The sequence below is a fragment of the Staphylococcus carnosus genome, assembly GCF_900458435.1.
GTDB classification, from domain to species: Bacteria; Bacillota; Bacilli; order Staphylococcales; family Staphylococcaceae; genus Staphylococcus; species Staphylococcus carnosus.
This window is the reverse complement of record NZ_UHCT01000001.1, coordinates 1,989,526-2,012,852: the sequence shown is the minus strand read 5'-3', so window position 1 is coordinate 2,012,852 and position 23,327 is coordinate 1,989,526. Positions and strand designations below refer to the sequence as shown.

The following is a 23,327-nucleotide window of genomic DNA, read 5'->3' as shown; positions in this document are numbered from 1 at the left end:
ATCATTGTGAGGGCTCTAAAAACCTTGTTTTACGGTAACACGCTTACATTTACCGGAACTTTTAAATAGGAAGAAATGCACATTTTAAGTATAAAATTATTTGAAATTTTGCTTGTATTGAATGCTGTAATCCTTTTTCAGTTCTGCTAAATTTTCTAATGATCGTTTTGCATGAGGTGTATCCGCTTCTTTTAATTTTTCTTCTAAATCCGTAATTGCTTTTTGCAATGATGCTTCATAAGGCATCTCTTCAACATTAAATTCACGAAGTTTTGATTTAGGTGTAAAGCGTTTTTCGTAATGGCTCAACGCACGACGTTCATGGAAAAACACACCATCAACAGCATTAGGATCATGCAAATCGCCTTGTTTAGGGTGCTTGATGACTTGTTCAACTTTGACGAGAACTTCACCATTTTCATTTTCTTCTACAATAGAAACTCCATAACTACCTGTTTTATGTGAAAACCGATATAACATTTTAATACTTCCTTTCTGTGGTATATGTTACTATAAACTTATATCAATCTTAACATGAATGGAGATTTAACATGGCAAACTATCCTCAATTAAATAAAGAAGTACAAGATAATGAAATCAAAGCAGTAATGCACACAAATAAAGGTGACATGACTTTTAAATTACTACCTGATTTAGCACCGAAAACAGTTGAAAACTTTGTGAAGCATGCGAAAGACGGATACTATAACGGTATTACTTTCCACCGTGTTATCAACGACTTCATGGTACAAGGCGGAGACCCGACAGCAACAGGTATGGGTGGAGAAAGTATCTATGGCGGACCATTTGAAGATGAATTTTCAATGGAAGCTTTCAACTTATACGGCGCATTATCTATGGCGAACGCTGGACCAAACACAAACGGTTCTCAATTCTTTATTGTTCAAATGAAAGAAGTACCAGAAAACATGTTGAACCAATTAGCTGATGGTGGTTGGCCAGAACAAATCGTTGAAGCTTACGGCGAAAAAGGCGGCACACCATGGTTAGATCAAAAACATACAGTATTTGGTCAAATCATTGAAGGTGAAGATACTTTAGAAGACATTGCAAATACTAAAGTAGGACCACAAGACAAACCTTTACATGATGTGGTTATTGAATCAATCGATATTGAAGACTAATCATCAGTGAAGTTAAAATAAGATGTGTAAAAAGTAGAAATGTGTCATGCGCGCATTTCTACTTTCTATTTGCATAAAAAAGAAATGATGGAGGATTATCCATGGCAGAGATGGAAAAAAACGAAGTGAATATCGCATTATATCAATTACTTGCAGATTGGAATCCAATGCATTTTGAAGATAAAACAATGGGTGATGCAGAAGTGTATGAAATGATGGATGCGGTACACCAAATCGATGATGTAAATGAATTAGCACGAAAATTCCAATCTATTTTTCAATATTCATTTGAAGAAAAATTAGCTATAGAAGATTGTCAGAAGAAAGCTAACGAAGCTTTATCATTAGAAGGTACTTGCGGACTATAAAATTCAAATCGTATAGGGGGATTTGAAATGGCAGAAATATTGGATCTATATAATCAATACCGTCAGCATCTTAAAGGTCAAACAATAGAACGTGGTAATAAACTTGATGAAGGTACTTTTCATTTAGTCGCACATGTTTGTATTTTTAATCAACAAGGCGAAATGCTGATTCAGCAGCGCAAATATGATAAAAAATTATGGCCTGGGTTATGGGATTTCAGTGCAGCAGGCGCAGTAATGCAAGGTGAGACTAGTAATATTGCAGCCCAAAGAGAAATCAAAGAAGAACTGGATTTAGATTTTGATTTAACAAAGATGCGTCCTCAACTTTCGATGACTTTCCCATTCGGTTTTGATGATGTGTATTTGATTCAAGCAGAAGTCCAATTAAATGATATTCACATAGAGAAAGATGAAGTTGAAGATATTCGATTCGCAGGAAGAGAAGAGATTTTAACGCTAATTGAAAAAGAAAAATTTATTAATTATAAACCGGGTTTGATTGAATTGATATTTGATTTCGTTGAAAGCGGTAATGACGGGATGTATCAATAAAAAAACTTCTTAATTAGTGCGACTGATTTTGCGTGATTTACTTATTTTTTTCAGAAAATAACCTTTTAAATTGTTGTTTATGTTAGTGACTAGTTTTTATTTATGCTATGATAATTATGTTAGAAATAATACGAATTAAGGGGTTATTAAGTTGAATAATCACTATCAAATAGGTCAGCACGTGAAAGTTAAAGTGGCTGGTATTCAACCTTATGGCGCATTTGTAGAAACCCCTGACAACACGGAAGGACTCATTCACATTTCAGAAATAATGAATGATTACGTACATAATTTAAGTCGCTTCTTATCTGAAGGACAAATCGTCCGTGCTAAAATACTCTCAATTGATGAGGAAGGCAAACTTAATTTGTCTCTGAAAGACAATGATTATTTTAAGAATTATGAGCGTAAAAAAGAGAAAAAATCTGTATTGGATGAGATCAAAGAAACTGAAAAATACGGGTTTCAAACATTAGAAGAACGTTTACCGGTTTGGATTGCGCAGTCTAAGAAAATGATTAAAGAAAATAAATTGTAGCGGATAAAGACAGATTGCTGCAATATATTAATCTATTAATAGGTCAGTATAAGCATATTTAATGCTCATACTGGCCTTTTGTTTTGAACACATATTGAAAAGGTAAATAGTAGATGGTGAATATAGAAGAAACGTCTTAATTATAGATAATGAAGCTCTTATTAAGCAGTATTTTTTGGATTGAGTGTTAATTGATGTAAAATATACGTTTACAAAGAAATAAAGAGGAGGACTTTGTTGATATGGAGAAAAAATATGAGACTTTATTTACGGAATATACACTGCCGAATGGTGTAGCAATTCGCAATAGATTTGTGCTTGCACCATTAACACACATTTCTTCAAATGATGATGGTACGATTGCAGATGTAGAGCTGCCTTACATGGAGAAACGTTCTAAAGATGTAGGAATCAGTATAACAGCAGCAAGTAATGTGACTGATTTAGGGAAAGCCTTTCCTGGCCAGCCTTCTGTTGCACATGATTCTGATATTCCAGGATTAAAGAAATTAGCAGATGTAATGAAGAAAAATGGAGCGAAAGCATTAGTACAAATTCACCATGGCGGCGCACAATCATTACCTAACCTTACACCTGGCGGAGATGTAGCAGCTCCTAGTCCGGTTGACTTGAAGAGTTTCGGACAAAAAGAAGAACATCATGCACGTGAAATTACACCTGACGAGATTCGAGAAACAATTAAAGCATTTGGCGAAGCCACACGCCGTGCGATTGAAGCTGGTTTTGATGGCGTAGAAATTCACGGAGCAAATCATTATCTGATTCATCAATTTGTTTCTCCGTATTATAATCGCAGAGATGATGAATGGAAGGATCCATTTAAATTCCCATTAGAAGTAGTCGAATCAGTTGTTGCTGCGGCCGAAAAATATGCTGATAAAGATTTCATTATCGGTTACCGCTTCTCACCAGAAGAAGCAGAAGAACCGGGTATTAGAATGGAATTAACAAAAGAATTACTAGAGCATTTAAGAGAACAACCTTTAGATTACTTGCATGCTTCTCTATTCGATATTCATTCAAAAACTAGAGAAGGCCAATATAAAGATAAAGAGCGTATCAAACTCTTGCATGAGTGGATTGGCGGAAAAATGCCGTTGATAGGAATCGGTTCTATTTTCACACCAGAAGATGCGCTGTCAGCACTTGAAACAGGTGTAGAGTTTATCGCACTAGGTCGTGAATTGTTATTAGACCCTCGCTTTATTGAAAAAATTAAAGATGGTAAAACAGATGAAATTATTTCTTACTTTGATCCTACTCGAGAAGATAAACATGAATTACCGCCTAATTTATGGAAACAATTTGATCAAGGTTTTTATCCGTTACCTAGAAAAGATGATAAATAATTTTATGAAGCTGCATATTCAATTTGGATATGCAGTTTTTATATAGATTATTTGATTTGTCATCAGAAATTTATTGATGTAAAATTTCGCTAAATCCTTATAATTTGCATCGTGTCGGGTAATTTGAAAATACCGAATTAAAAATTTTCGCAATTTTGAAGATTTTCCTTTTACATCGACATGAATTTATGTAATTATAGTGAATGTAAGGGCTTTCTTAACAATTTTTACACTAAACAAAGGGGGATTAAAATGATTCCATATCAACATGAACCATTTACAGATTTTTCTAAAGCAGAAAATAGAGAGGCTTATGAAAAAGCACTCAAAAAGGTGGAAGATGACTTAGGCAGAGAGTATCCACTTATTATTAATGGTGAACGTATTTTCACTGACGATAAGGTTCGTTCATTTAACCCATCTAATAGAGACGAAACAATTGGTTATGTTTCTAAAGCAAACAAAGAGTTAGCTGCTAAAGCTGTAGATGCAGCAAAAGAAGCTTTCAAAACTTGGCGTAATGTTGCACCTGAAGTAAGAGCAGATATCTTATTCAGAGCTGCTGCAATTACACGTCGTCGCAAACATGAATTTTCAGCACTTTTAACTAAAGAAGGCGGAAAACCATGGAAAGAAGCAGATGCAGATACTGCAGAAGCAATTGACTTTATGGAATATTATGGTCGTCAAATGCTGAAATTAAAAGATGGTAAACCTGTAAATTCACGACCAGGTGAATACAACCAATACGACTACTTGCCAATAGGCGTATCAGTGGTTATTTCTCCTTGGAACTTTGCTTATGCAATTATGGCGGGTACTACAGTAGCACCAGTGGTTACTGGTAACACTGTATTATTAAAACCATCATCAAATACACCAGTTATTTCTTATAAATTTATGGAAGTATTAGAAGAAGCAGGTCTTCCTAAAGGGGTAGTTAACTGGATTCCTGGTGATTCTAGCGACATCGGTGATTATTTAGTTGAAAATAAAGATGTTGGCTTAATTTCATTCACTGGTTCTAAAAATGTAGGTACAAGCATCATGCAAAAAGCATCTCAAATTCAAGAAGGACAAAACCACTTGAAACGTGTTATTGCTGAAATGGGCGGTAAAGATACTATCGTTGTAGACAGCGAAGCAGATTTAGATGTGGCAACCGATGCAATTGTATACTCAGCGTTTGGATTCTCTGGACAAAAATGTTCAGCATGTTCACGTGTTATCGCTGTAGACGATGTTTATGATGATTTGATTGAACGCTTAAAAACAGCAACTGAAAAATTAACAGTTGGTGATTCAGCGGAATATGATAACTTCATGGGTCCAGTTATTGATGAAAAAGCATTAAATAAAATCAAAGACTACTTGAAAGTCGGAGAAAAAGAAGGACGCTTAGTTGTAGGCGGCAAAGTCGATGATGAAATCGGAAACTTTGTTTACCCAACAATCTTTGCAGATTTAAAATATGATGACCGTGTAATGCAAGAAGAAATCTTCGGTCCAGTAGTGGGTATCACTAAAGCTAAAGATTTCGATCAAGCAATCGAATACGCGAATGCAACTGAATATGGTTTAACAGGTGCTGTTATTTCTAACAACCGCTTCAAACTTGAACAAGCACGTCGCGACTTCATGGTCGGAAACTTATACTTCAACCGTGGCTGCACAGGTGCTGTAGTAGGATATCAACCATTCGGCGGTTTCAAAATGTCAGGTACAGACTCAAAAGCAGGCGGCCCTGATTATCTAGTATTACACATGCAAGGCCGTACAGTTTCAGAACATCTATAAGATATTTAAGTCATCACTGATTAAATGAATAAAGAATCACATTATAGTTTTACTCTGGTGATCAGAACGCTATAATGTGATTTTTTTCGAAAATAAAATTAAAAATTGCACAACCGAATAATACGTTGCAGTAACAAAATAAATAAAAAAACAAAAGGGAATCTAAGGAGGAGAAATTTATGACAAAATCTGAAGATATTATCAAAAAGACAGAACACTATGGTGCGCCGAACTATAAACCACTACCGATTGTCATTTCTGAAGCTGAAGGGATTTGGATAACTGATCCAGAAGGCAATAAATACATGGATATGTTAGCGGCATATTCAGCTGTTAACCAAGGACACCGTCATCCGAAAGTCATCGAAGCTTTAAAGGAACAAGCAGATAAAGTCACTTTAGTTTCTCGTGCATTTAACAGTGATAACCTTGGGGATTGGTATGAAAAAGTCAGCGAATTGACTGGAAAAGAAAAAGTATTACCAATGAATACAGGTGCAGAAGCAGTAGAAACTGCAGTTAAAGCTGCGCGTCGTTGGGCATATGAACATAAAGATATTGAACCGGATAAAGCAGAAATCATTGCTTTTAACGGCAACTTCCATGGTCGTACTATGGCGCCAGTTTCATTATCATCAGAAGCGGAGTATCAACGTGGATATGGTCCATTACTAGAAGGATTCCTTAAAGTAGACTTCGGTGATGTAGATCAATTAAAAGATGCGATTAATGAAAACACTGCAGCTATTTTAGTTGAGCCGATTCAAGGTGAAGCAGGTATTAATGTACCGCCAGAAGGCTATTTAAAAGAAATCCGCAAATTAGCTGACGAAAACAATATATTATTTATCGCTGATGAAATCCAATCAGGACTTGGCCGTTCAGGTAAAACGTTTGCGACAGATTGGGATGGTGTAAAACCAGACGTTTATATCTTAGGTAAAGCTTTAGGCGGCGGTGTATTACCGATTTCTGCAGTAGCAGCAGACAGTGAAGTGTTAGATGTCTTCACACCAGGATCACACGGTTCTACATTCGGTGGTAACCCATTAGCTGCAGCAGTTTCAATTGCAGCCTTAGATGTGTTGGAAGATGAAAAATTAGCTGAGCGCTCACGTGAACTTGGCGAATATTTCCAAGATGAATTGAAAAAAATTGATAATCCTGTGATTAAAGAAGTTCGCGGACGCGGATTGTTTATCGGTGTTGAATTAAATGAAGATGCAAGACCTTATGCTGAGGCGTTAAAAGAAGAAGGTTTATTATGCAAAGAAACTCATGATACAGTGATTCGTTTTGCACCGCCATTGATTATTACAAAAGAAGAAATCGACGATGCATTGGAACGTATTAAGAAAGTATTCAGCTAAGTTCAAAAAGTTGTAACAAAAGGAATGAAAACCCTTTAAAAAGGATAAGCTTATGTTACAATACAAATGAAAGCGAAATCATTGTTAGGAAAAAGAGGCGAAAAGGATTATGACTGAGAATAATAATTTAGTGGCGTCTACACAACAAATTATTAAAGAAGCTTTGCATAAATTAGGCTTTGATGACGGCATGTATGATTTAGTTAAAGAACCATTGAGATTTTTAGAAGTACGTATCCCTGTAAGAATGGATGATGGTATTGTTAAAACTTTCACAGGATACCGTGCGCAACATAATGACGCAGTTGGTCCTACTAAAGGCGGCGTGCGTTTCCACCCTAATGTTAACGTGGACGAAGTAAAAGCATTGTCAATGTGGATGACAATGAAATGTGGAATCGTTGACTTACCATACGGTGGCGGTAAAGGCGGTATTATTTGCGACCCTCGTCAAATGAGCATTCACGAAGTTGAACGCTTATCACGCGGATATGTTCGCGCAATTTCACAAATTGTTGGACCATCTAAAGATATTCCAGCACCAGACGTAATGACAAACTCTCAAATCATGGCTTGGATGATGGATGAGTACAGTGCATTAGATAAATTCAATTCACCTGGATTTATCACTGGTAAACCAATTGTATTAGGTGGATCACAAGGACGTGACCGTTCAACTGCACTTGGTGTGGTTATCGCAATTGAACAAGCGGCTAAATTACGCGACTTAGACTTAAACGGTGCTAAAATCGTAATTCAAGGTTTTGGTAATGCAGGAAGTTTCTTAGCGAAATTCTTATTTGATAAAGGTGCTAAAATTGTGGGTATCTCTGATGCATATGGTGCATTATCTGATCCAGAAGGTTTAGATATCGATTACCTATTAGATCGCAGAGACAGCTTTGGTACTGTAACAAACTTATTTGAAGAAACAATTTCAAATAAAGAGTTATTCGAATTAGATTGCGACATCTTAATTCCAGCTGCAATTGAAAACCAAATTACTAAAGAAAATGCGCCGAATATTAAAGCGGATATCTTAATAGAAGCAGCAAATGGTCCAACTACGTTAGAAGCTACTCGTATTTTACATGAACGCGGTATTCTTTTAGTACCAGACGTTTTAGCTAGTGCCGGCGGTGTAACAGTATCTTACTTCGAATGGGTACAAAATAACCAAGGTTACTACTGGACAGAAGAAGAAGTTAACGAAAAAATGCGTGATAAATTAGTTACAGCATTTAATGATATTTATGAATTAGCACAAAACCGTAAAATCGACATGCGTTTAGCTGCGTATATCGTAGGTATTAAACGTACAGCAGAAGCTGCACGTTACCGCGGATGGGCTTAATTTAAAAATTTTTTGGGAAACGGCTATACCAGAGTATACTGGTGTAGTCGTTTTTTTGTTTTTAAAGATATTTGAAAAAGCAGATTTTGTCTGCGTTTGACTAGCAGTATCTTTTAATATTTATTCATATGTTTCCTATTTCTTAGAATCAAGAATGAATTTTTTAAGAAAAGGGTAGAGAGCGAATGTTCAGAGATAAGCTCAAATGATTTTAGAAAAGGGGAACGATATTATGAATAAGGGTATTATTGATGTGCACCATCATATTATTCCAGATGTTTATAAATCAGCATTAGTGAAAAATGGAGTGGATAAAGCAGGCGGTATGCCTATCAAAGATTGGACACCTGAAGATAGTATTGCTTATATGGACCGTTTAGGCATTGAAGTCGGTATCGGTTCTATTTCTGATCCTGGACTTAATCCGCTTGATAAAGAAACAAGAAAACAGACTGCGAGAAAAATTAATGATTTTGAAGCTGATATGATTCAAAAATATCCGAATCGTTTCGGTGGTTTTGCGACCTTGCCGCTCCCAGAAGTAGATGCATCCATAGAAGAATTGAAGTATGCGTTGGATGAATTAAAATTAGATGGTGTAGGTTTGCTTTCCAATTATAACGAACACTTCTTAGGAGATCCTATTTTTGAAGATGTGATGAAAGAACTGGATAAGCGTAATGCGGTTGTTTTCATTCATCCAAGTGCAGCACAAGCTGATCAGAATCGACCATATTATTGCCAAATTGACTTCTTATTAGAATTTACATTTAATACGACACGTGCAGCAGCGAATTTAGTGTTGAGCGGTACAATGGATCGTTATCCGAATATTAAATTCATCTTAGGACATGCAGGTGGTGCATTGCCATATTTAAGATGGAGAATCGATCAATCTTATAGTTGGATGATTGAAAACCTTGAAGATGCTGTTGAATTGAATAAGCGTCCTGCTGAATATATCAGCGATTTCTATTATGAAACAGCTTTATCAACACAACCTCCAACTTTTGAAGCATTAAAAGAAACAACAGACGAATCTCATTTATTATTCGGCAGTGACGCGCATTATGCGCCAGAAAGTCAGGCAGTAAAAATGATTGAGATTATAGAGAATTATCATAAATTCAGTGAAAGCGAAATTGCGGCGATTGAACGAAAAAATGCATTAGAATTATTCCCTAGATTTAAATAACTTCTAAATACAAATAAAAAAGTCGTTTTCTGATACACAAATATGTGTCAGAAAACGACTTTTCCTTGTTTATAATAAATCTTTAGCGACTTTAATTTGATGGCGTACAGATTCTTGACCTGTTGAGCCATAACTTTTTCTGCGTTTCAAGCAATTTTCAGGTTTTAAATAGCTGTAAATGGTGTCATCGATACTAGATGAGAATTCTTGATATTTTTCAAGCGGCACATCTAATAAATAACAATCGTGTTGAATACACCAATACACAATTTGTCCTACAATAGCATGTGCTTCTCTGAATGGTACATCTTTTTCTACAAGATAATCTGCTAATTCAGTCGCGTTAGAGAAATCTTGATGCACAGTTTCATTTAAGCGATCAGTATTTACAGTTAATGATGCTAACATACCTTCAAAAATTCGAAGCGAACCTGTAACTGTATGTACAGCATCGAATAAACCTTCTTTATCTTCTTGCATATCTTTATTATATGCGAGCGGCAATCCTTTTAATGTCATTAACATACTCATTAAATGACCAGTTGTACGACCTGTTTTACCACGAATCAATTCTGCCATATCCGGATTTTTCTTTTGAGGCATAATAGATGAACCTGTTGAGAATGAATCGGATAACGTGATGAATTTTGCTTCATCGCTTGACCAGAAAATAATTTCTTCAGAGAAACGTGAAAGGTGAATCATCACTAAAGAGATATCGTTGAGTGTTTCTACTACGAAATCACGATCGCTGACTGCATCTAAACTATTTTCGTATAAAGCAGCAAAGTCTAATAACTCTTGTGTTTTAGCTCGATCAATAGGGTGTGTTGTTCCGCTTAAAGCAGCTGCACCTAGTGGATTAATATCAATACGCTTTAATGCATCTTCGAAGCGGTTTTTGTCACGTTCCAACATCCAAAAATAAGTCATAACGTGATGTGCAAATGAGATAGGTTGTGCACGTTGTAAATGTGTATACCCTGGCATAATTGTATCTACGTGATCATCTGCTAATTTTACAATTGTTTCTTGCAGTGTATGAATTAAGTGGATGATTTCTTTGACTGCTTTTTTAGTATAAAGATGCAAGTCTGTTGCGACTTGATCATTACGGCTGCGGCCAGTGTGCAATTTACCGCCGACAGCACCGATTCTTTCTATTAATTCATGTTCAATATTTAAATGAATATCTTCTAACGCTTCTGTAAATTCGATTTTACCATCATGATAGTCTTGTTGGATTTCTTGAAGACCTTTGATGATAGTATTACTTTCATCTTCAGTAAGGATACCTTGTTGTGCTAACATCGTTGCGTGTGCGATGCTGCCTTGGATATCCTCATCAATTAGAAGATGGTCGAAATTAATAGAAGCATTAAAAGCATCAACCCAAGCTTCGGGTTCAGATTGGAATCTTCCTCCCCAGGCTTTATTGCTCATTAGAATAACCTCCATGCAACATAGAATTTACTTCAGTAGGTAAACCGTAAATTTCAATGAAGCCTACTGCAGCTTCTTGGTTGAATGCATCTTCTTTTGTATAAGTAGCTAATTTTTCATTATATAAAGAATAAGGAGAACGTCTGCCGTTTACTGTAGCGTTACCTTTAAATAATTTGACACGCACATCTCCAGTAACATGTTCTTGTGTAGAATCGATAAATAATTTTAATGAATCTGTTAATGGTGAGAACCATAAACCATTATAAGTTTGTTCAGCAAATTGTTTTTCGATTACAGGTTTAAAATGTGCTACATCTTTAGTTAACGTAATTGTTTCTAGAGCTTTATGTGCTTTTAGAATTACTTCAGCTCCTGGTGTTTCATAGATTTCACGAGATTTGATACCCACTAATCTATTCTCAACGTGATCAATACGTCCGATGCCGTGTTTACCTGCTAAATCATTTAAATACAGAATCAATTCATCTAAAGGAAAGGCTTTATCATCTATAGAGACTGGTAATCCTTTTTCGAAGTGAATGACAATTTCATCTGGTGTATCAGGTGTATCTTCAATTTCTCGTGTTAAATCAAACGCATCAGCAGGCGGTGCTGCATATGGATCTTCTAAAATTCCGCATTCGTTTGCACGGCCCCATAAGTTTTGATCGATTGAGTATGGAGAATCATGATTGATAGGTACTGGAATATTATGTTGGATAGCATAATCGATTTCTTCTTCACGGCTCCATCCCCAAGCACGTACAGGTGCAAATACTTTGAGTTCAGGATTTAAAGCTTTAATTGCAACTTCAAAACGAACTTGGTCGTTTCCTTTTCCTGTACAACCGTGTGCAATTCCGACTGCATCAGTTTTTTCAGCAATTTCAACTAACTTTTTAGAAATTAAAGGTCTTGATAATGCTGAAACAACAGGATAAGTATTTTCATACATTAGATTCCCTTTAATGGCATAGCTTACATATTCATCACTGAATTCTTCTGTGGCATCAATGATATAGCATTCAATAGCTCCCATATCCAATGCTTTTTGATAAACTTCGTCTAAATCTTTTCCTTCGCCTACATCTAAACAGCAGGCTACAACGTCATAACCTTTATCGATCAGCCATTGTACTGCAACACTTGTATCTAATCCGCCTGAATAGGCTAACACGATTTTTTCTTTCATAATTTTACACCTCGTTAGAATAGTTAGAATTTTTTAACATGTATACATCATAGCAGATTCATAATGAGAAATAAACTGATATTTTACATAAATATACAAAATAATGAAAATTAACTCTTAAATGAGACGGAGATAAGGCGGTTATAGGCTTCTTTATGCATTTTACATAAAAAGAATAAATGATTTGTTTTTACTTCGAAATGATTTTTTTAATAGAATTGGGAGGAAACATGGCAATTTAGTCACAAATAAAGCGGGTAATCCAAAATATATAAACAAGTTTATTGAAACTTTTGTCAGAAATTTAGTAAAATATGGTTGAAATATAAGAGCAGGAGGCAGTTCATATGACACATATTGAGCTAGACTATAGTAAAGCTTTAAAATTTGTTGGCGAACACGAATTAACTCAACAACAAGAAATCGTTAAAACAATTCACCGTATTATTCATGAAGGTACTGGTGCAGGCAGTGACTTCTTAGGATGGTTGGACTTACCTGTTGATTATGATAAAGAAGAATTTTCACGTATTTTAGAAGCGGCAAAACGTATTAAAGAACATTCTGATGTATTAGTAGTAGTTGGAATCGGCGGTTCTTACCTAGGCGCACGTGCTGCAATTGAAATGTTAAGCTCTGCATTCAGAACAAGTGATGAATATCCTGAAATTGTTTTTGCAGGTAATCATTTATCATCTACTTATTTACACGATTTAATCCAATATTTAGATGGTAAAGATTACTCAGTCAATGTAATTTCTAAATCAGGAACAACTACAGAACCAGCAGTTGCATTCAGACTCTTTAAACAATTATTAGAAGATAAATACGGCAAAGAAGAAGCAAAAGAACGTATCTTTGCGACTACTGATAAAGAAAAAGGTGCTTTGAAACAATTAGCTACAAATGAAGGATATGAAACATTTGTTGTTCCTGATGATGTAGGCGGACGTTATTCTGTATTAACAGCAGTAGGTTTATTACCGATTGCTGCAGCAGGTATCGATATTCAAGCAATGATGAATGGTGCAGCTAAAGCACGCGAAGAACTTGCTTCAGATAATCTTTCAGATAACATTGCATATCAATATGCAACATTACGTAATATTTTATATGCAAAAGGTTATACTACTGAAATGTTAATCAACTATGAACCATCATTACAATATTTCAATGAATGGTGGAAACAATTATATGGTGAATCAGAAGGTAAAGATTTCAAAGGTATCTATCCTTCAAGTGCAAACTATACAACAGACTTGCACTCACTAGGTCAATACGTTCAAGAAGGTCGTCGTTTCTTATTTGAAACTGTAGTGAAAGTAGAAGAACCTAAATACGACATTACAATTGAAAAAGATCCTGACGATTTAGATGGTTTGAACTATCTTGCTGGAAAAACAATTGATGAAGTTAACACTAAAGCATTCCAAGGTACATTATTAGCACATACTGATGGTGAAGTACCGAACTTAGTTGTTAAAATTCCACGTATCGATCCTGAAACATTCGGATACTTGGTATACTTCTTCGAATTAGCATGTGCGATGAGCGGCTATCAATTAGGCGTAAATCCATTTAACCAACCAGGTGTAGAAGCATATAAACAAAATATGTTTGCATTATTAGGTAAACCTGGTTATGAAGATAAAAAACAAGAATTAGAAGAACGTCTATAATTTTAATGAAATAATATGATTCCTTACAACTGGAGACTGATTTCAGTTGTAAGGGATTTTTTTATACTTATAGAAGTGCAGTTCATTTAATTGATAGTTGAATTAAAATTAAACGGGCAATATTATATCCTGTTTCAGTTTCAAAATACACTGTTTCCATCTATAATAGTAGTAATCGCATTACATAGAGAGATGGGTGGATATATGTCAGCACATCAAGTAGAGAGCTGGATGCATTCAATGGGAGATTTTGGATATGTGTTAGGTTTCTTGCTTCCATTTATTGAATCATTTATACCAGTTCTTCCATTATTTGTATTTGTATTTGTGAATGTTGATACATTTGGATTGTTTTTAGGGATTATTGTTTCTTGGTTAGGAACATTTTTAGGTAGTTTTGTTGTATTTTTAATCGTACGAGCGTTTGCCAATACTAATGTCATGGATAAAGTTAAGAATAGAAAAGACGTGCGTAAATTTTTAAACTTTGTTAATAAGCAAGGCGTTACGCCTATCTTTATAATGCTTTGTTTTCCATTTACTCCGAGTGCTTTAATGAATGTAGTTGCAGGTTTATCTAAAATGAAAGTACGCACCTTCTTTTTAGTGCTTGCTGTTTCAAACTTAATTGCTATGGCATTGACTGGTGTATTGGGCAGAGATATGCATAGTATTTTATCAAGCCCGATTCGAGTGATTATTATGGTACTTATCCTTGCAGGATTATGGTATTTAAGTCGCCGATTAGAAAAACGCTTTATGAAATAAAAGGAGTAGAACGTGCGGAAAATTATAAATTATTTGCTTTCCTTGATAATAGCGATTATCATTGTAATGTTGATTCAAGCTTTTCTTATTATAGGAGCAGTTGTTCCGAATAATGAGATGTCGCCAACGTTGAAGCAAGGTGATCGTATTTTAGTAAGTAAAATACAAAACACCTTCAACAGTGTACATAATGGCGATGTTGTCATGTATAAGTATAAAGGAAAGACTTATTTTGGAAGAGTCATCGGATTACCTGGACAATCTGTTGAATTTAAAAATGGTCAGCTTTATCGAGATGATCGTGTTGTTAAAGAAGATTATCCTGTGAAAGCACAAATAAAAAACTTAGCATTACGAAATATCAAACATTCTGAAGGAGATATTGTTGCACCTAAACAATATATGATTTTAAATGATAATCGAGCGAATCAGTCCGATACTCGAATTTTTGGTACGATTCATCAAAAAGATATTATAGGTAATGTTGTATTACGATATTATCCTTGGAACAAATTTGGAATTTCATTCAACGAATAATTGAGGTGTCTAAAAAGTGAAGAAAGAAATTAAAGAGTGGATAATAGCCATAGCAATAGCTTTGGTATTAGTTCTAGTCATAACAAATTTCATTGCGAAATCATATACGGTTCGTGGTGATTCAATGTATCCAACGCTAAAAGACGGAGAAAAAGTTATCGTTAATATGATTGGATTTAAAACTGGCGGTTTAGAAAAAGGTAATGTGATTGTATTCCACGCTACTAAAAACAGCGACTACGTTAAACGTGTTATCGGTATGCCTGGTGACAGTATTGAATATAAACATGATCAATTGTATGTTAATGGTAAAAAAGTGAAAGAACCTTATTTAGATTATAATGAAAAACATAAAAGCTATGATGAAATTACAGGTAGCTTTAAAGTGAAAAATTTACCTAATGCAAATGGTTCAAACACAATTCCTAAAAACAAACTTCTTGTATTAGGAGATAACCGTGAAGTCAGTAAAGACAGCCGTTCATTCGGTTTAATTGATGAAGATCAAGTTGTTGGTAAAGTAAGCTTGCGTTATTGGCCGTTTACATCTTTCAAAGTAAACTTTAATCCGGATACAAAATATTAAAAATAAGTCATGAATTATCAAATGATAATTTAAATTGAATAAGAGAAAAAGCTGATACTATTACGTTTGATATAGTATCAGCTTTTTTGGTATATGAGGACAATTTCAGTACGCATATATGAGAACGTATGTGCTACAATATGAACAAAGGGGGAGAAAATCGTGAGTCAATTAAATGCATATATTGGACGAGCAGGCACGGGTAAATCGCATGCTATGCTTGATGAAATCAAAACGAAAATGAAACAAGATCCGCTTGGGGATCCTATCATTATCATTGCACCAACGCAAAGTACATTCCAGCTGGAACAAGACTTTGTTAAAGATCCGGAACTTAATGGCAGTTTACGAACAGAAGTGCTGCACTTTGAGCGGTTGAGTCATCGTATTTTTCAAGAAATTGGTGGTTTGACTGAAGAATATGCCTCTAAGGGTGCGCTAGAAATGATGATTTTTGATATTTTGCAATCCCATCGCTCTGAACTGAATTTATATCAATCTCAAACAAAATATTATGGGTTCAGTGCCAAGTTAAGTGAACAAATTCAAGATTTTAAAAAGTATGCTGTTTCTCCCGAACAACTCGAACAGTTTATTTCTGAAAACCCACTTCAAACAAGAACGCAAGATAAATTACATGACATTGCTTTAGTTTATCGACATTTAGAAGAGCGTTTAGCCGATAATTTTGTATCCTCTGAAGATACACTCTATAAGTTCATAGAAAAAATGGGTGAATCAAAATGGTTGAAAAGAGCAGAAATTTATATTGACGGCTTCCATAACTTTTCAACACTTGAATATCAGATTATAGAAAAACTAGCACAGTGTGCAAAATCAGTCAGCATCTTACTTACAACAAATGGTGATAAAGACCCATTTAGTTTATTCCGAAAAACATCTTCTACTCTCACACATATAGAAGAAATTGCACAAAGACAAAATATCGATTTCAATTTACGACGATTTACAAAACAAGAAAGATTTGAAAATCGAGATTTGAGTCATTTAGAACATTCATTTAATGAAGTGTTCTTTGATAAAGCTGCAGCTGAAGGCAATATAAATATTTTAGAAACTTCAAATGTGCGTGAAGAAGTTAATGCGATTGCAAGAGACATTATTCGAAAAGCACGAGAAGAAAATATTCGTTTCCAAGATGTCGCTGTGCTTTATCGCGATGAAACTTATGCACATCTCATGGAAAGTGTGTTCCCAGAATTTGATATTCCTTTCAATATCGATACAAAGAAATCTATGACACATCATCCTGTGATGGAAATGATTCGTTCTTTATTAGAAGTAATTGAATCAAAATGGAGTTTTGAACCTTTAATGCGTTTATTTAAAACGCAAGTATTAACTAAAAAATTTAAGGATAATCGATATCTTACAGATATTTTAGAGAATTATGTTTTAGAACGTGGTATCTATGGACAACGCTGGCTTGATGATAAATATTTTAAAATTGAGCAATTCAATCTAATGGGATTAAAACGTCAACCTATGACTGAGGAAACAGAAGCGGATTATCAGCGTGTGATTGATTTGAAAAATTATGTCATAGATAAAATATTACGTTTTGAAAAAGCATTAGCTGAGGCAGACACTGCTGAAACATATGCAGCAGCTTTTTATGAAGCATTTGAGCAATTCAACTTGCCGAGTCAGTTAATGACAGAGCGTGATGAATTGGACTTAGCAGGAGAACATCAACAAGCTGAAGAATTAGATCAAGTTTGGAATGGTTTTATCCAAACTTTAGATGATTTAGCTACTGTTTTCGGCAATAGAGAGATGACGCAAAAACGTTTTCTTGAATTGTTTGATGTCGGTTTAGAACAATTAGAATTTGTAATGATTCCGCAAACATTGGACCAAGTCAGTATCGGTAGTATGGACTTGGCCAAAGTAGATAATAAGAAACATATCTATATGTTAGGTATGAATGATGGCACTATGCCGCAAGCAATCTCTAATTCAGGTTTGATTAGTGATGATGAAAAGAAATATTTCCAAGAAGAAACACAGCTTGAATTAAGTCCCACTGCTGATGTATTGCAGATGGATGAGGCATTTGTATGCTATATTGCTATGACACGTGCTTCAACACATGTCACATTTTCTTATAGTTTGATGGGATTGAATAATGACGATAAGGAAGTCAGCCCATTTATTCAAAACATTCGAGACCTTTATACCAATCTTGATGTATTAAATGTACAATATGCTGCACAGCATAATCCGCTTACAGTGATGGAACATCCGCATCAAACTAAAATTGCACTTTTCGAAGAGCTTCAAAGCTGGTTGAACCATGAATTAACTGCTGAAACATGGTTAGAAGCATACCAAGCCATGTTGCATAATGAACGATTGAGCAGAGGATTACAATATTTAACTTCTGCCTTAACGTTTGATAATAAAACAATTCAATTAAACCAATCACTATCTAAAGCATTGTATGGGGATAAAATTAACGCAAGTGTGTCCCGATTTGAAGGTTATCAACAATGTCCGTTCAAACATTATACTTCACATGGTTTACGTTTGAATGAACGTACGAAATATAAATTAGAAAACTTTGATTTAGGCGATATCTTCCACTCTGTATTAAAATACATTGCAGATAAGATTCATGGTGATTTCCGTAATTTAACTGATGCTTCTATCCGTAAACTTACACAAGAAGCATTGGAAAATATTTTACCAGAGGTTCAATACAACTTATTGAACTCATCCGCTTATTATCGTTATATGTCTGTACGTATCGGTGCAATCGTGCAATCAACTTTAACAGCATTGAAATATCAAGGCACTTTTTCTAAATTCAGACCGCAAGCGTTTGAAAAATCATTTAGAAAAAATCCTAAATCTAACGAGCAGCTTGCAGCAGAATCTCTATATACTTCACAAGGTATCTCGATTAATATTCGTGGTCAAATTGATCGTATTGATACGTTTAATAGTAAGGACCGCAGTTTTGTAAATATTATCGATTATAAATCATCGGGATATAGCGGTACTTTAGACTTAACGAAGGTTTATTACGGATTACAAATGCAGATGATGACTTATATGGATGTCGTACTGCAAAATAAAGAACGGTTGAATTTAGCAGAAACAACTGAACCAGGAGGCTTATTATATTTCCATGTACACGAACCCCGGGTGAATTTTGCGAATTGGGCAGAAATGGATGAGGATAAGCGTCAAGAAGAGTTATTGAAGTCATTTAAATTAAATGGCTTAATTAACAGTGACCCTGAAGTGTTAGATGCTGAAGATACAAGGTTGGAACCTAAATTCAAATCGGATATTGTACCTATAGATGTCGGTGCAAAAGGTAACTTGAATAAAAGCAGTAAAGTCGCTGATTCTCAAACAATCTATAAGTTTATCGAACATAATAAGAACAACTTTATTCAAATTGCTTCAGATATTATGGACGGCCATACACAAGTAGCACCTATGAAATATAAACAAAAGCTGCCATGTGAATATTGTAATTATCGTTCTGTTTGTCATGTTGACGGTATGATTGATAGTAAAAAATACAGAACAGTAGATGAAAGTATTAACCCAATTGATTTATTAAATCAAGAAAGTGATGAGGATGATGAAGAATGATACCGGAGAAACCCAATGATGTCATCTGGACAGATGATCAATGGAAAAGTATTTATGCCAAAGGTCAAGATACATTAGTTGCTGCAGCTGCAGGTTCAGGTAAAACAGCGGTACTCGTTGAGCGTATCATTCAACGTATACTCCGCGATGAAATAGATGTAGACCGCTTGTTAGTGGTTACATTTACCAATCTCAGTGCACGAGAAATGAAACATAGGGTTGAAAAGCGTATTCAAAAAGCTTCTTTAGAAGACCCCAGCAATACACACTTAAAAAACCAAAGAGTTAAAATTCATCAAGCGCAAATTTCTACTTTGCATAGCTTCTGTTTGAAATTGATTCAACAACATTATGATGTGTTAGATATTGATCCTAACTTCAGAACGAGTAGCGAAGCAGAAAATATCTTATTATTAGAACAAACCATCGATGAAGTATTGGAAAAGTATTATGCAGAATTGAATCCTGCCTTTATTGATTTATCAGAACAACTTTCATCAGACCGCAGTGATGAGCGTTTAAGACAAATTATCAAAAGTGTTTATTATTTTGCAGTAGCTAACCCTCAACCTGAACAATGGTTGAAGTCATTAGTATCACCTTATAAAGATAATCAAGCACAAGATGAGTTTTTGGAATTATTGATGAATCTAGCGAAAGTGTTTATGAATACAGCATTAGAAAATCTTAATAAAAGTTTTGATTTATATAGTGAACTTGCTGGTTGCGATAAACAATTAGAAGTTATAGAAGATGAACGTGCTTTCATAGCGCGTGCAATGGAAGGCGGCATCTTGAATACAGAATTAATCAGCAAACATAGTTTTATATCTCGCTTCCCGAGTGCCACTAAGAAAATTAAAGAAGCAAATGATGGTAATCTTGAATTATTAGAGAGTGCCAAGGCGTATTATGATGACTATAAAGGTGCAGTAGAAAAAGTACAGCAAGATTATTTTTCACGTTCAGCTGAAGATTTAAAAGCAGATATGGCAAAATTAGCACCTCGTGTAGAAGTGCTTTCTCAAATCACTAGAGATGTCATTGATACATTTTCTAAGAAGAAAAGAAGTAGAAATATCTTAGATTTCTCAGATTATGAACATTTTGCTTTGAAAATTTTAATGAATGAAGATGGAACTCCAACAGACCTGGCTAAACATTATCGAAATGGTTTTGATGAAATTCTGGTCGATGAATATCAAGATACTAACCGTGTACAAGAACAGATTTTGAGTTGTATTAAACGCGGTGATGAAACAGATGGCAACTTATTCATGGTAGGTGACGTGAAGCAATCGATTTATAAATTCAGACAAGCAGATCCAAGTTTGTTTATCGAAAAATATTCTCGATTTTCACATGACGGTACAACTGGAATGCGTATTGATTTATCACAAAATTTCCGTTCACGTCCTGAAGTGCTTTCAACAACCAATTATCTCTTTAAACATATGATGGATGAATCAGTCGGTGAGATTATTTATGATGAAGCCGCACAATTATATTATGGTGCACCTTTTGATGATAAACCGCATCCTTTAAATTTAAATGTCATGGTGGAAGATAAAGAATCAGAATTAACAGGAACAGAACAAGAAGCGGAATATATTGCAAACCAAGTTGAAGAGATAATGAACCATCGTGAAGTATATGATATGGGAACAGGTTCTTACCGCAAACCATCGTATAAGGATATTGTTATACTAGAACGTGGTTATAATCGTTCAAGAGAATTGCAGCAAGCGTTTAAAAATAGAGATATACCATTTCATGTCAACAGTAAAGAAGGTTATTTTGAACAAACAGAAGTGCGTTTAGTATTATCATTTTTAAGAACAGTCGATAATCCGCTTCAAGATATCTATCTTGTTGGATTGATGCGTTCTGTCATCTACCAATTTACCGAAGACGAATTAGCACGTATCAGAGTAACAAGTCCAAACGATGATTATTTCTATCAATCAATCCAACACTATTTAAAAACTAAAGAAGCAGACCCGGATTTAGTCGCAAAACTTCAAGATTTCCTTAAAGATTTGAAGTTTTACCAAGAATTCAGCTTAGAACACCCAGTTTATCAACTAATTGATCGTTTTTATAATAACCGCTTAGTCATTCAATATTTCAGCGGCATGATAGGCGGTAAAGGACGTCGTGCCAACTTATATGGTTTGTATAACAAAGCCATTGAATTTGAAAACTCTAGTTTTAGAGGACTCTTCCAATTTATACGTTTTATTGATGAATTGATTGATCGCGGAAAAGATTTTGGTGAAGAAAATGTAGTGGGACCTAATGATGATGTAGTCAGAATGATGACTATACATGCCAGTAAAGGTCTAGAATTTCCATTTGTGATTTATTCAGGATTGAGCAAGTCCTTTAATCGTAGTGATTTATACAAACCCGTTATTTTAAATCAAAAATACGGAATGGGAATGACTTATTTTGATGTTGAAAAAGACTTTGCATTTCCTTCTCTAGCATCTGTAACTTTACGTGCGATAACTGAAAAAGAAATGATTTCTGAAGAAATGCGTTTAATGTATGTGGCGTTGACACGTGCAAAAGAACAGCTTTTCCTTGTCGGACGTGTGAAAGCAGAAAAAGAATTAGATAAGATGTTGAACACTGCTATTTCAAATAACATGCTGCCAATGAGTTATCGTTTAGAAGTAAAAAATCCGTTGCAGCTCATTTATGCGATACTGGCGAAATATCAAGCCAATCATCTAACAAATGATTTGAAATTTGAACGCAATATTGATGAGTTGGATGATGCGATTCATCCTTATGCTGAAATTCATATTGATGAATATAGTGATATTGCTCAAGATATTCATCAAAACGAAGATGAAGAATTCCGTACAGTAAATGATATTGTAAACTATCAATCTACGAATACAGAAAGACAACAAGCGATAGAAACACAATTAGATTACCAATATCCTTACCAAAAAGACGTTGTTAAACCAACCAAACAATCTGTATCTGAGCTGAAACGCCAATTGGAAACAGAAGAAACAGGAACAAGTTATGAACGCGTGCGTCAATATCAATTAGGTGCGTCGACATATGAACGTCCAAAATTCATGAGACAGCATAAGAAACGTAAAGCAAATGAAATTGGTACATTAATGCATACGGTCATGCAGCATCTTCCATTTAAAGAAGAAAGAATGACAAGTGCTGAATTAGATGAATATATTGATGGACTGATTGAAAAGAACATTATTGAAGACGATGCTAAGCCAGATATACGGATGGATGAAGTCATGAATTTCATTAAAAGTGATTTATATCTTGAAATCGCACAAAGTGATCAAATCATGAGAGAAATGCCATTTGTGGTTAACCAATCAAAAGTTGATCATCAAATGAATGATGATGAAGATGTTTCCATTATTCAAGGGATGATTGATTTAATTTATCGAAAAGATAATCAGTATTACTTTGTCGACTATAAAACAGATACGTTTAATCAACGTCGAGGTGTATCAGACGAAGAACTTGGTGAACAATTGAAAGCACGTTATAAAATACAAATGTATTATTATCGATCAGCTTTAGAAACAATTTTACAAAAAGAAGTAAAAGGGTATTTATACTTCTTTAAATTTGGAACATTATCATTAGAAGAAACCGAAAAACATTAATCTTTCATTCTAAGGGTAGAGAAATATAAGCGTGTAAATACTTATAAATATAATCTTATTAACGGTTTGCACATTTTTATTGCGAAAATTTGAGAAACTTAACAAATATTTGTTATTTTTCTGAAAATATAGTTATAA

The 23,327-nt window shown here is 34.7% G+C and carries 18 protein-coding genes; 15 read left to right on the top strand and 3 right to left on the bottom strand.

Going from position 1 to position 23,327, the window contains the following annotated elements:
• Window positions 1-96: 96 nt before the first annotated feature.
• The gene (kapB, locus tag DYE31_RS09655) at window positions 97-480 is read right to left on the bottom strand and encodes a sporulation phosphorelay system protein KapB (protein WP_015899816.1); all 384 of its coding nucleotides are present in this window, start codon (window positions 478-480) and stop codon (window positions 97-99) included.
• A 71-nt stretch (window positions 481-551) separates the two neighbouring features.
• On the opposite strand from kapB, the gene DYE31_RS09650 reads away from it, so the two are divergent.
• From DYE31_RS09650 to DYE31_RS09610, 9 genes are all read left to right on the top strand, one after another.
• Complete coding sequence (locus tag DYE31_RS09650; RefSeq protein ID WP_015899817.1) at window positions 552-1,145, top strand: peptidylprolyl isomerase; 594 nt, start codon at window positions 552-554, stop codon at window positions 1,143-1,145.
• A gap of 101 nt (window positions 1,146-1,246) precedes the next feature.
• Window positions 1,247-1,513 (top strand): DUF1871 family protein, encoded by a 267-nt coding sequence (locus tag DYE31_RS09645; RefSeq protein ID WP_015899818.1) that lies wholly within the window; start codon window positions 1,247-1,249, stop codon window positions 1,511-1,513.
• Between the two features lie 27 nt (window positions 1,514-1,540).
• On the top strand, window positions 1,541-2,068 hold the full coding sequence (locus tag DYE31_RS09640) for an NUDIX hydrolase (RefSeq protein WP_015899819.1): 528 nt from the start codon (window positions 1,541-1,543) through the stop codon (window positions 2,066-2,068).
• A 151-nt stretch (window positions 2,069-2,219) separates the two neighbouring features.
• Window positions 2,220-2,606, top strand: coding sequence for a S1 domain-containing post-transcriptional regulator Ygs (ygs, locus tag DYE31_RS09635; RefSeq protein WP_015899820.1), 387 nt, complete (start codon window positions 2,220-2,222; stop codon window positions 2,604-2,606).
• Between the two features lie 242 nt (window positions 2,607-2,848).
• A complete protein-coding gene (locus DYE31_RS09630) occupies window positions 2,849-3,976 on the top strand; it encodes an NADH-dependent flavin oxidoreductase (RefSeq protein ID WP_015899821.1) in 1,128 nt (375 codons plus the stop codon).
• Window positions 3,977-4,228: 252 nt separating this feature from the next.
• The gene (gene pruA / locus DYE31_RS09625; protein ID WP_015899822.1) at window positions 4,229-5,773 is read left to right on the top strand and encodes an L-glutamate gamma-semialdehyde dehydrogenase; all 1,545 of its coding nucleotides are present in this window, start codon (window positions 4,229-4,231) and stop codon (window positions 5,771-5,773) included.
• Window positions 5,774-5,952: 179 nt separating this feature from the next.
• Window positions 5,953-7,143: an ornithine--oxo-acid transaminase gene (locus DYE31_RS09620; RefSeq protein WP_115314389.1), complete on the top strand. Its 1,191-nt coding sequence runs from the start codon at window positions 5,953-5,955 to the stop codon at window positions 7,141-7,143.
• A 109-nt stretch (window positions 7,144-7,252) separates the two neighbouring features.
• Complete coding sequence (locus DYE31_RS09615) at window positions 7,253-8,497, top strand: Glu/Leu/Phe/Val family dehydrogenase (RefSeq protein WP_015899824.1); 1,245 nt, start codon at window positions 7,253-7,255, stop codon at window positions 8,495-8,497.
• Window positions 8,498-8,729: 232 nt separating this feature from the next.
• Window positions 8,730-9,692: an amidohydrolase family protein gene (locus DYE31_RS09610; protein ID WP_015899825.1), complete on the top strand. Its 963-nt coding sequence runs from the start codon at window positions 8,730-8,732 to the stop codon at window positions 9,690-9,692.
• 69 nt (window positions 9,693-9,761) lie between these two features.
• Here the strand turns inward: DYE31_RS09610 and argH are convergent, their stop codons facing one another.
• Window positions 9,762-11,135: an argininosuccinate lyase gene (argH, locus tag DYE31_RS09605; protein WP_015899826.1), complete on the bottom strand. Its 1,374-nt coding sequence runs from the start codon at window positions 11,133-11,135 to the stop codon at window positions 9,762-9,764.
• Window positions 11,125-12,330, bottom strand: coding sequence for an argininosuccinate synthase (locus DYE31_RS09600; protein ID WP_015899827.1), 1,206 nt, complete (start codon window positions 12,328-12,330; stop codon window positions 11,125-11,127). The genes argH and DYE31_RS09600 overlap by 11 nt, the downstream gene beginning before the upstream one ends.
• A gap of 347 nt (window positions 12,331-12,677) precedes the next feature.
• Here DYE31_RS09600 and DYE31_RS09595 point away from each other — a divergent pair, with 347 nt between their 5' ends.
• From DYE31_RS09595 to addA, 6 genes are all read left to right on the top strand, one after another.
• Window positions 12,678-14,009, top strand: a complete 1,332-nt coding sequence (locus tag DYE31_RS09595; RefSeq protein ID WP_015899828.1) for a glucose-6-phosphate isomerase — start codon at window positions 12,678-12,680, stop codon at window positions 14,007-14,009.
• Between the two features lie 204 nt (window positions 14,010-14,213).
• Window positions 14,214-14,777 carry a TVP38/TMEM64 family protein gene (locus tag DYE31_RS09590; RefSeq protein ID WP_015899829.1) on the top strand — a complete coding sequence of 188 codons (564 nt, stop codon included), beginning with the start codon at window positions 14,214-14,216 and terminating at the stop codon, window positions 14,775-14,777.
• A 12-nt stretch (window positions 14,778-14,789) separates the two neighbouring features.
• The gene (lepB, locus tag DYE31_RS09585; RefSeq protein WP_015899830.1) at window positions 14,790-15,314 is read left to right on the top strand and encodes a signal peptidase I; all 525 of its coding nucleotides are present in this window, start codon (window positions 14,790-14,792) and stop codon (window positions 15,312-15,314) included.
• A gap of 16 nt (window positions 15,315-15,330) precedes the next feature.
• On the top strand, window positions 15,331-15,900 hold the full coding sequence (lepB, locus tag DYE31_RS09580) for a signal peptidase I (protein ID WP_015899831.1): 570 nt from the start codon (window positions 15,331-15,333) through the stop codon (window positions 15,898-15,900).
• A 162-nt stretch (window positions 15,901-16,062) separates the two neighbouring features.
• On the top strand, window positions 16,063-19,530 hold the full coding sequence (gene addB / locus DYE31_RS09575) for a helicase-exonuclease AddAB subunit AddB (RefSeq protein ID WP_115314388.1): 3,468 nt from the start codon (window positions 16,063-16,065) through the stop codon (window positions 19,528-19,530).
• Window positions 19,527-23,189, top strand: coding sequence for a helicase-exonuclease AddAB subunit AddA (gene addA / locus DYE31_RS09570; RefSeq protein WP_015899833.1), 3,663 nt, complete (start codon window positions 19,527-19,529; stop codon window positions 23,187-23,189). Before addB ends, addA begins: the two co-directional genes overlap by 4 nt.
• Window positions 23,190-23,327 lie beyond the last annotated feature (138 nt).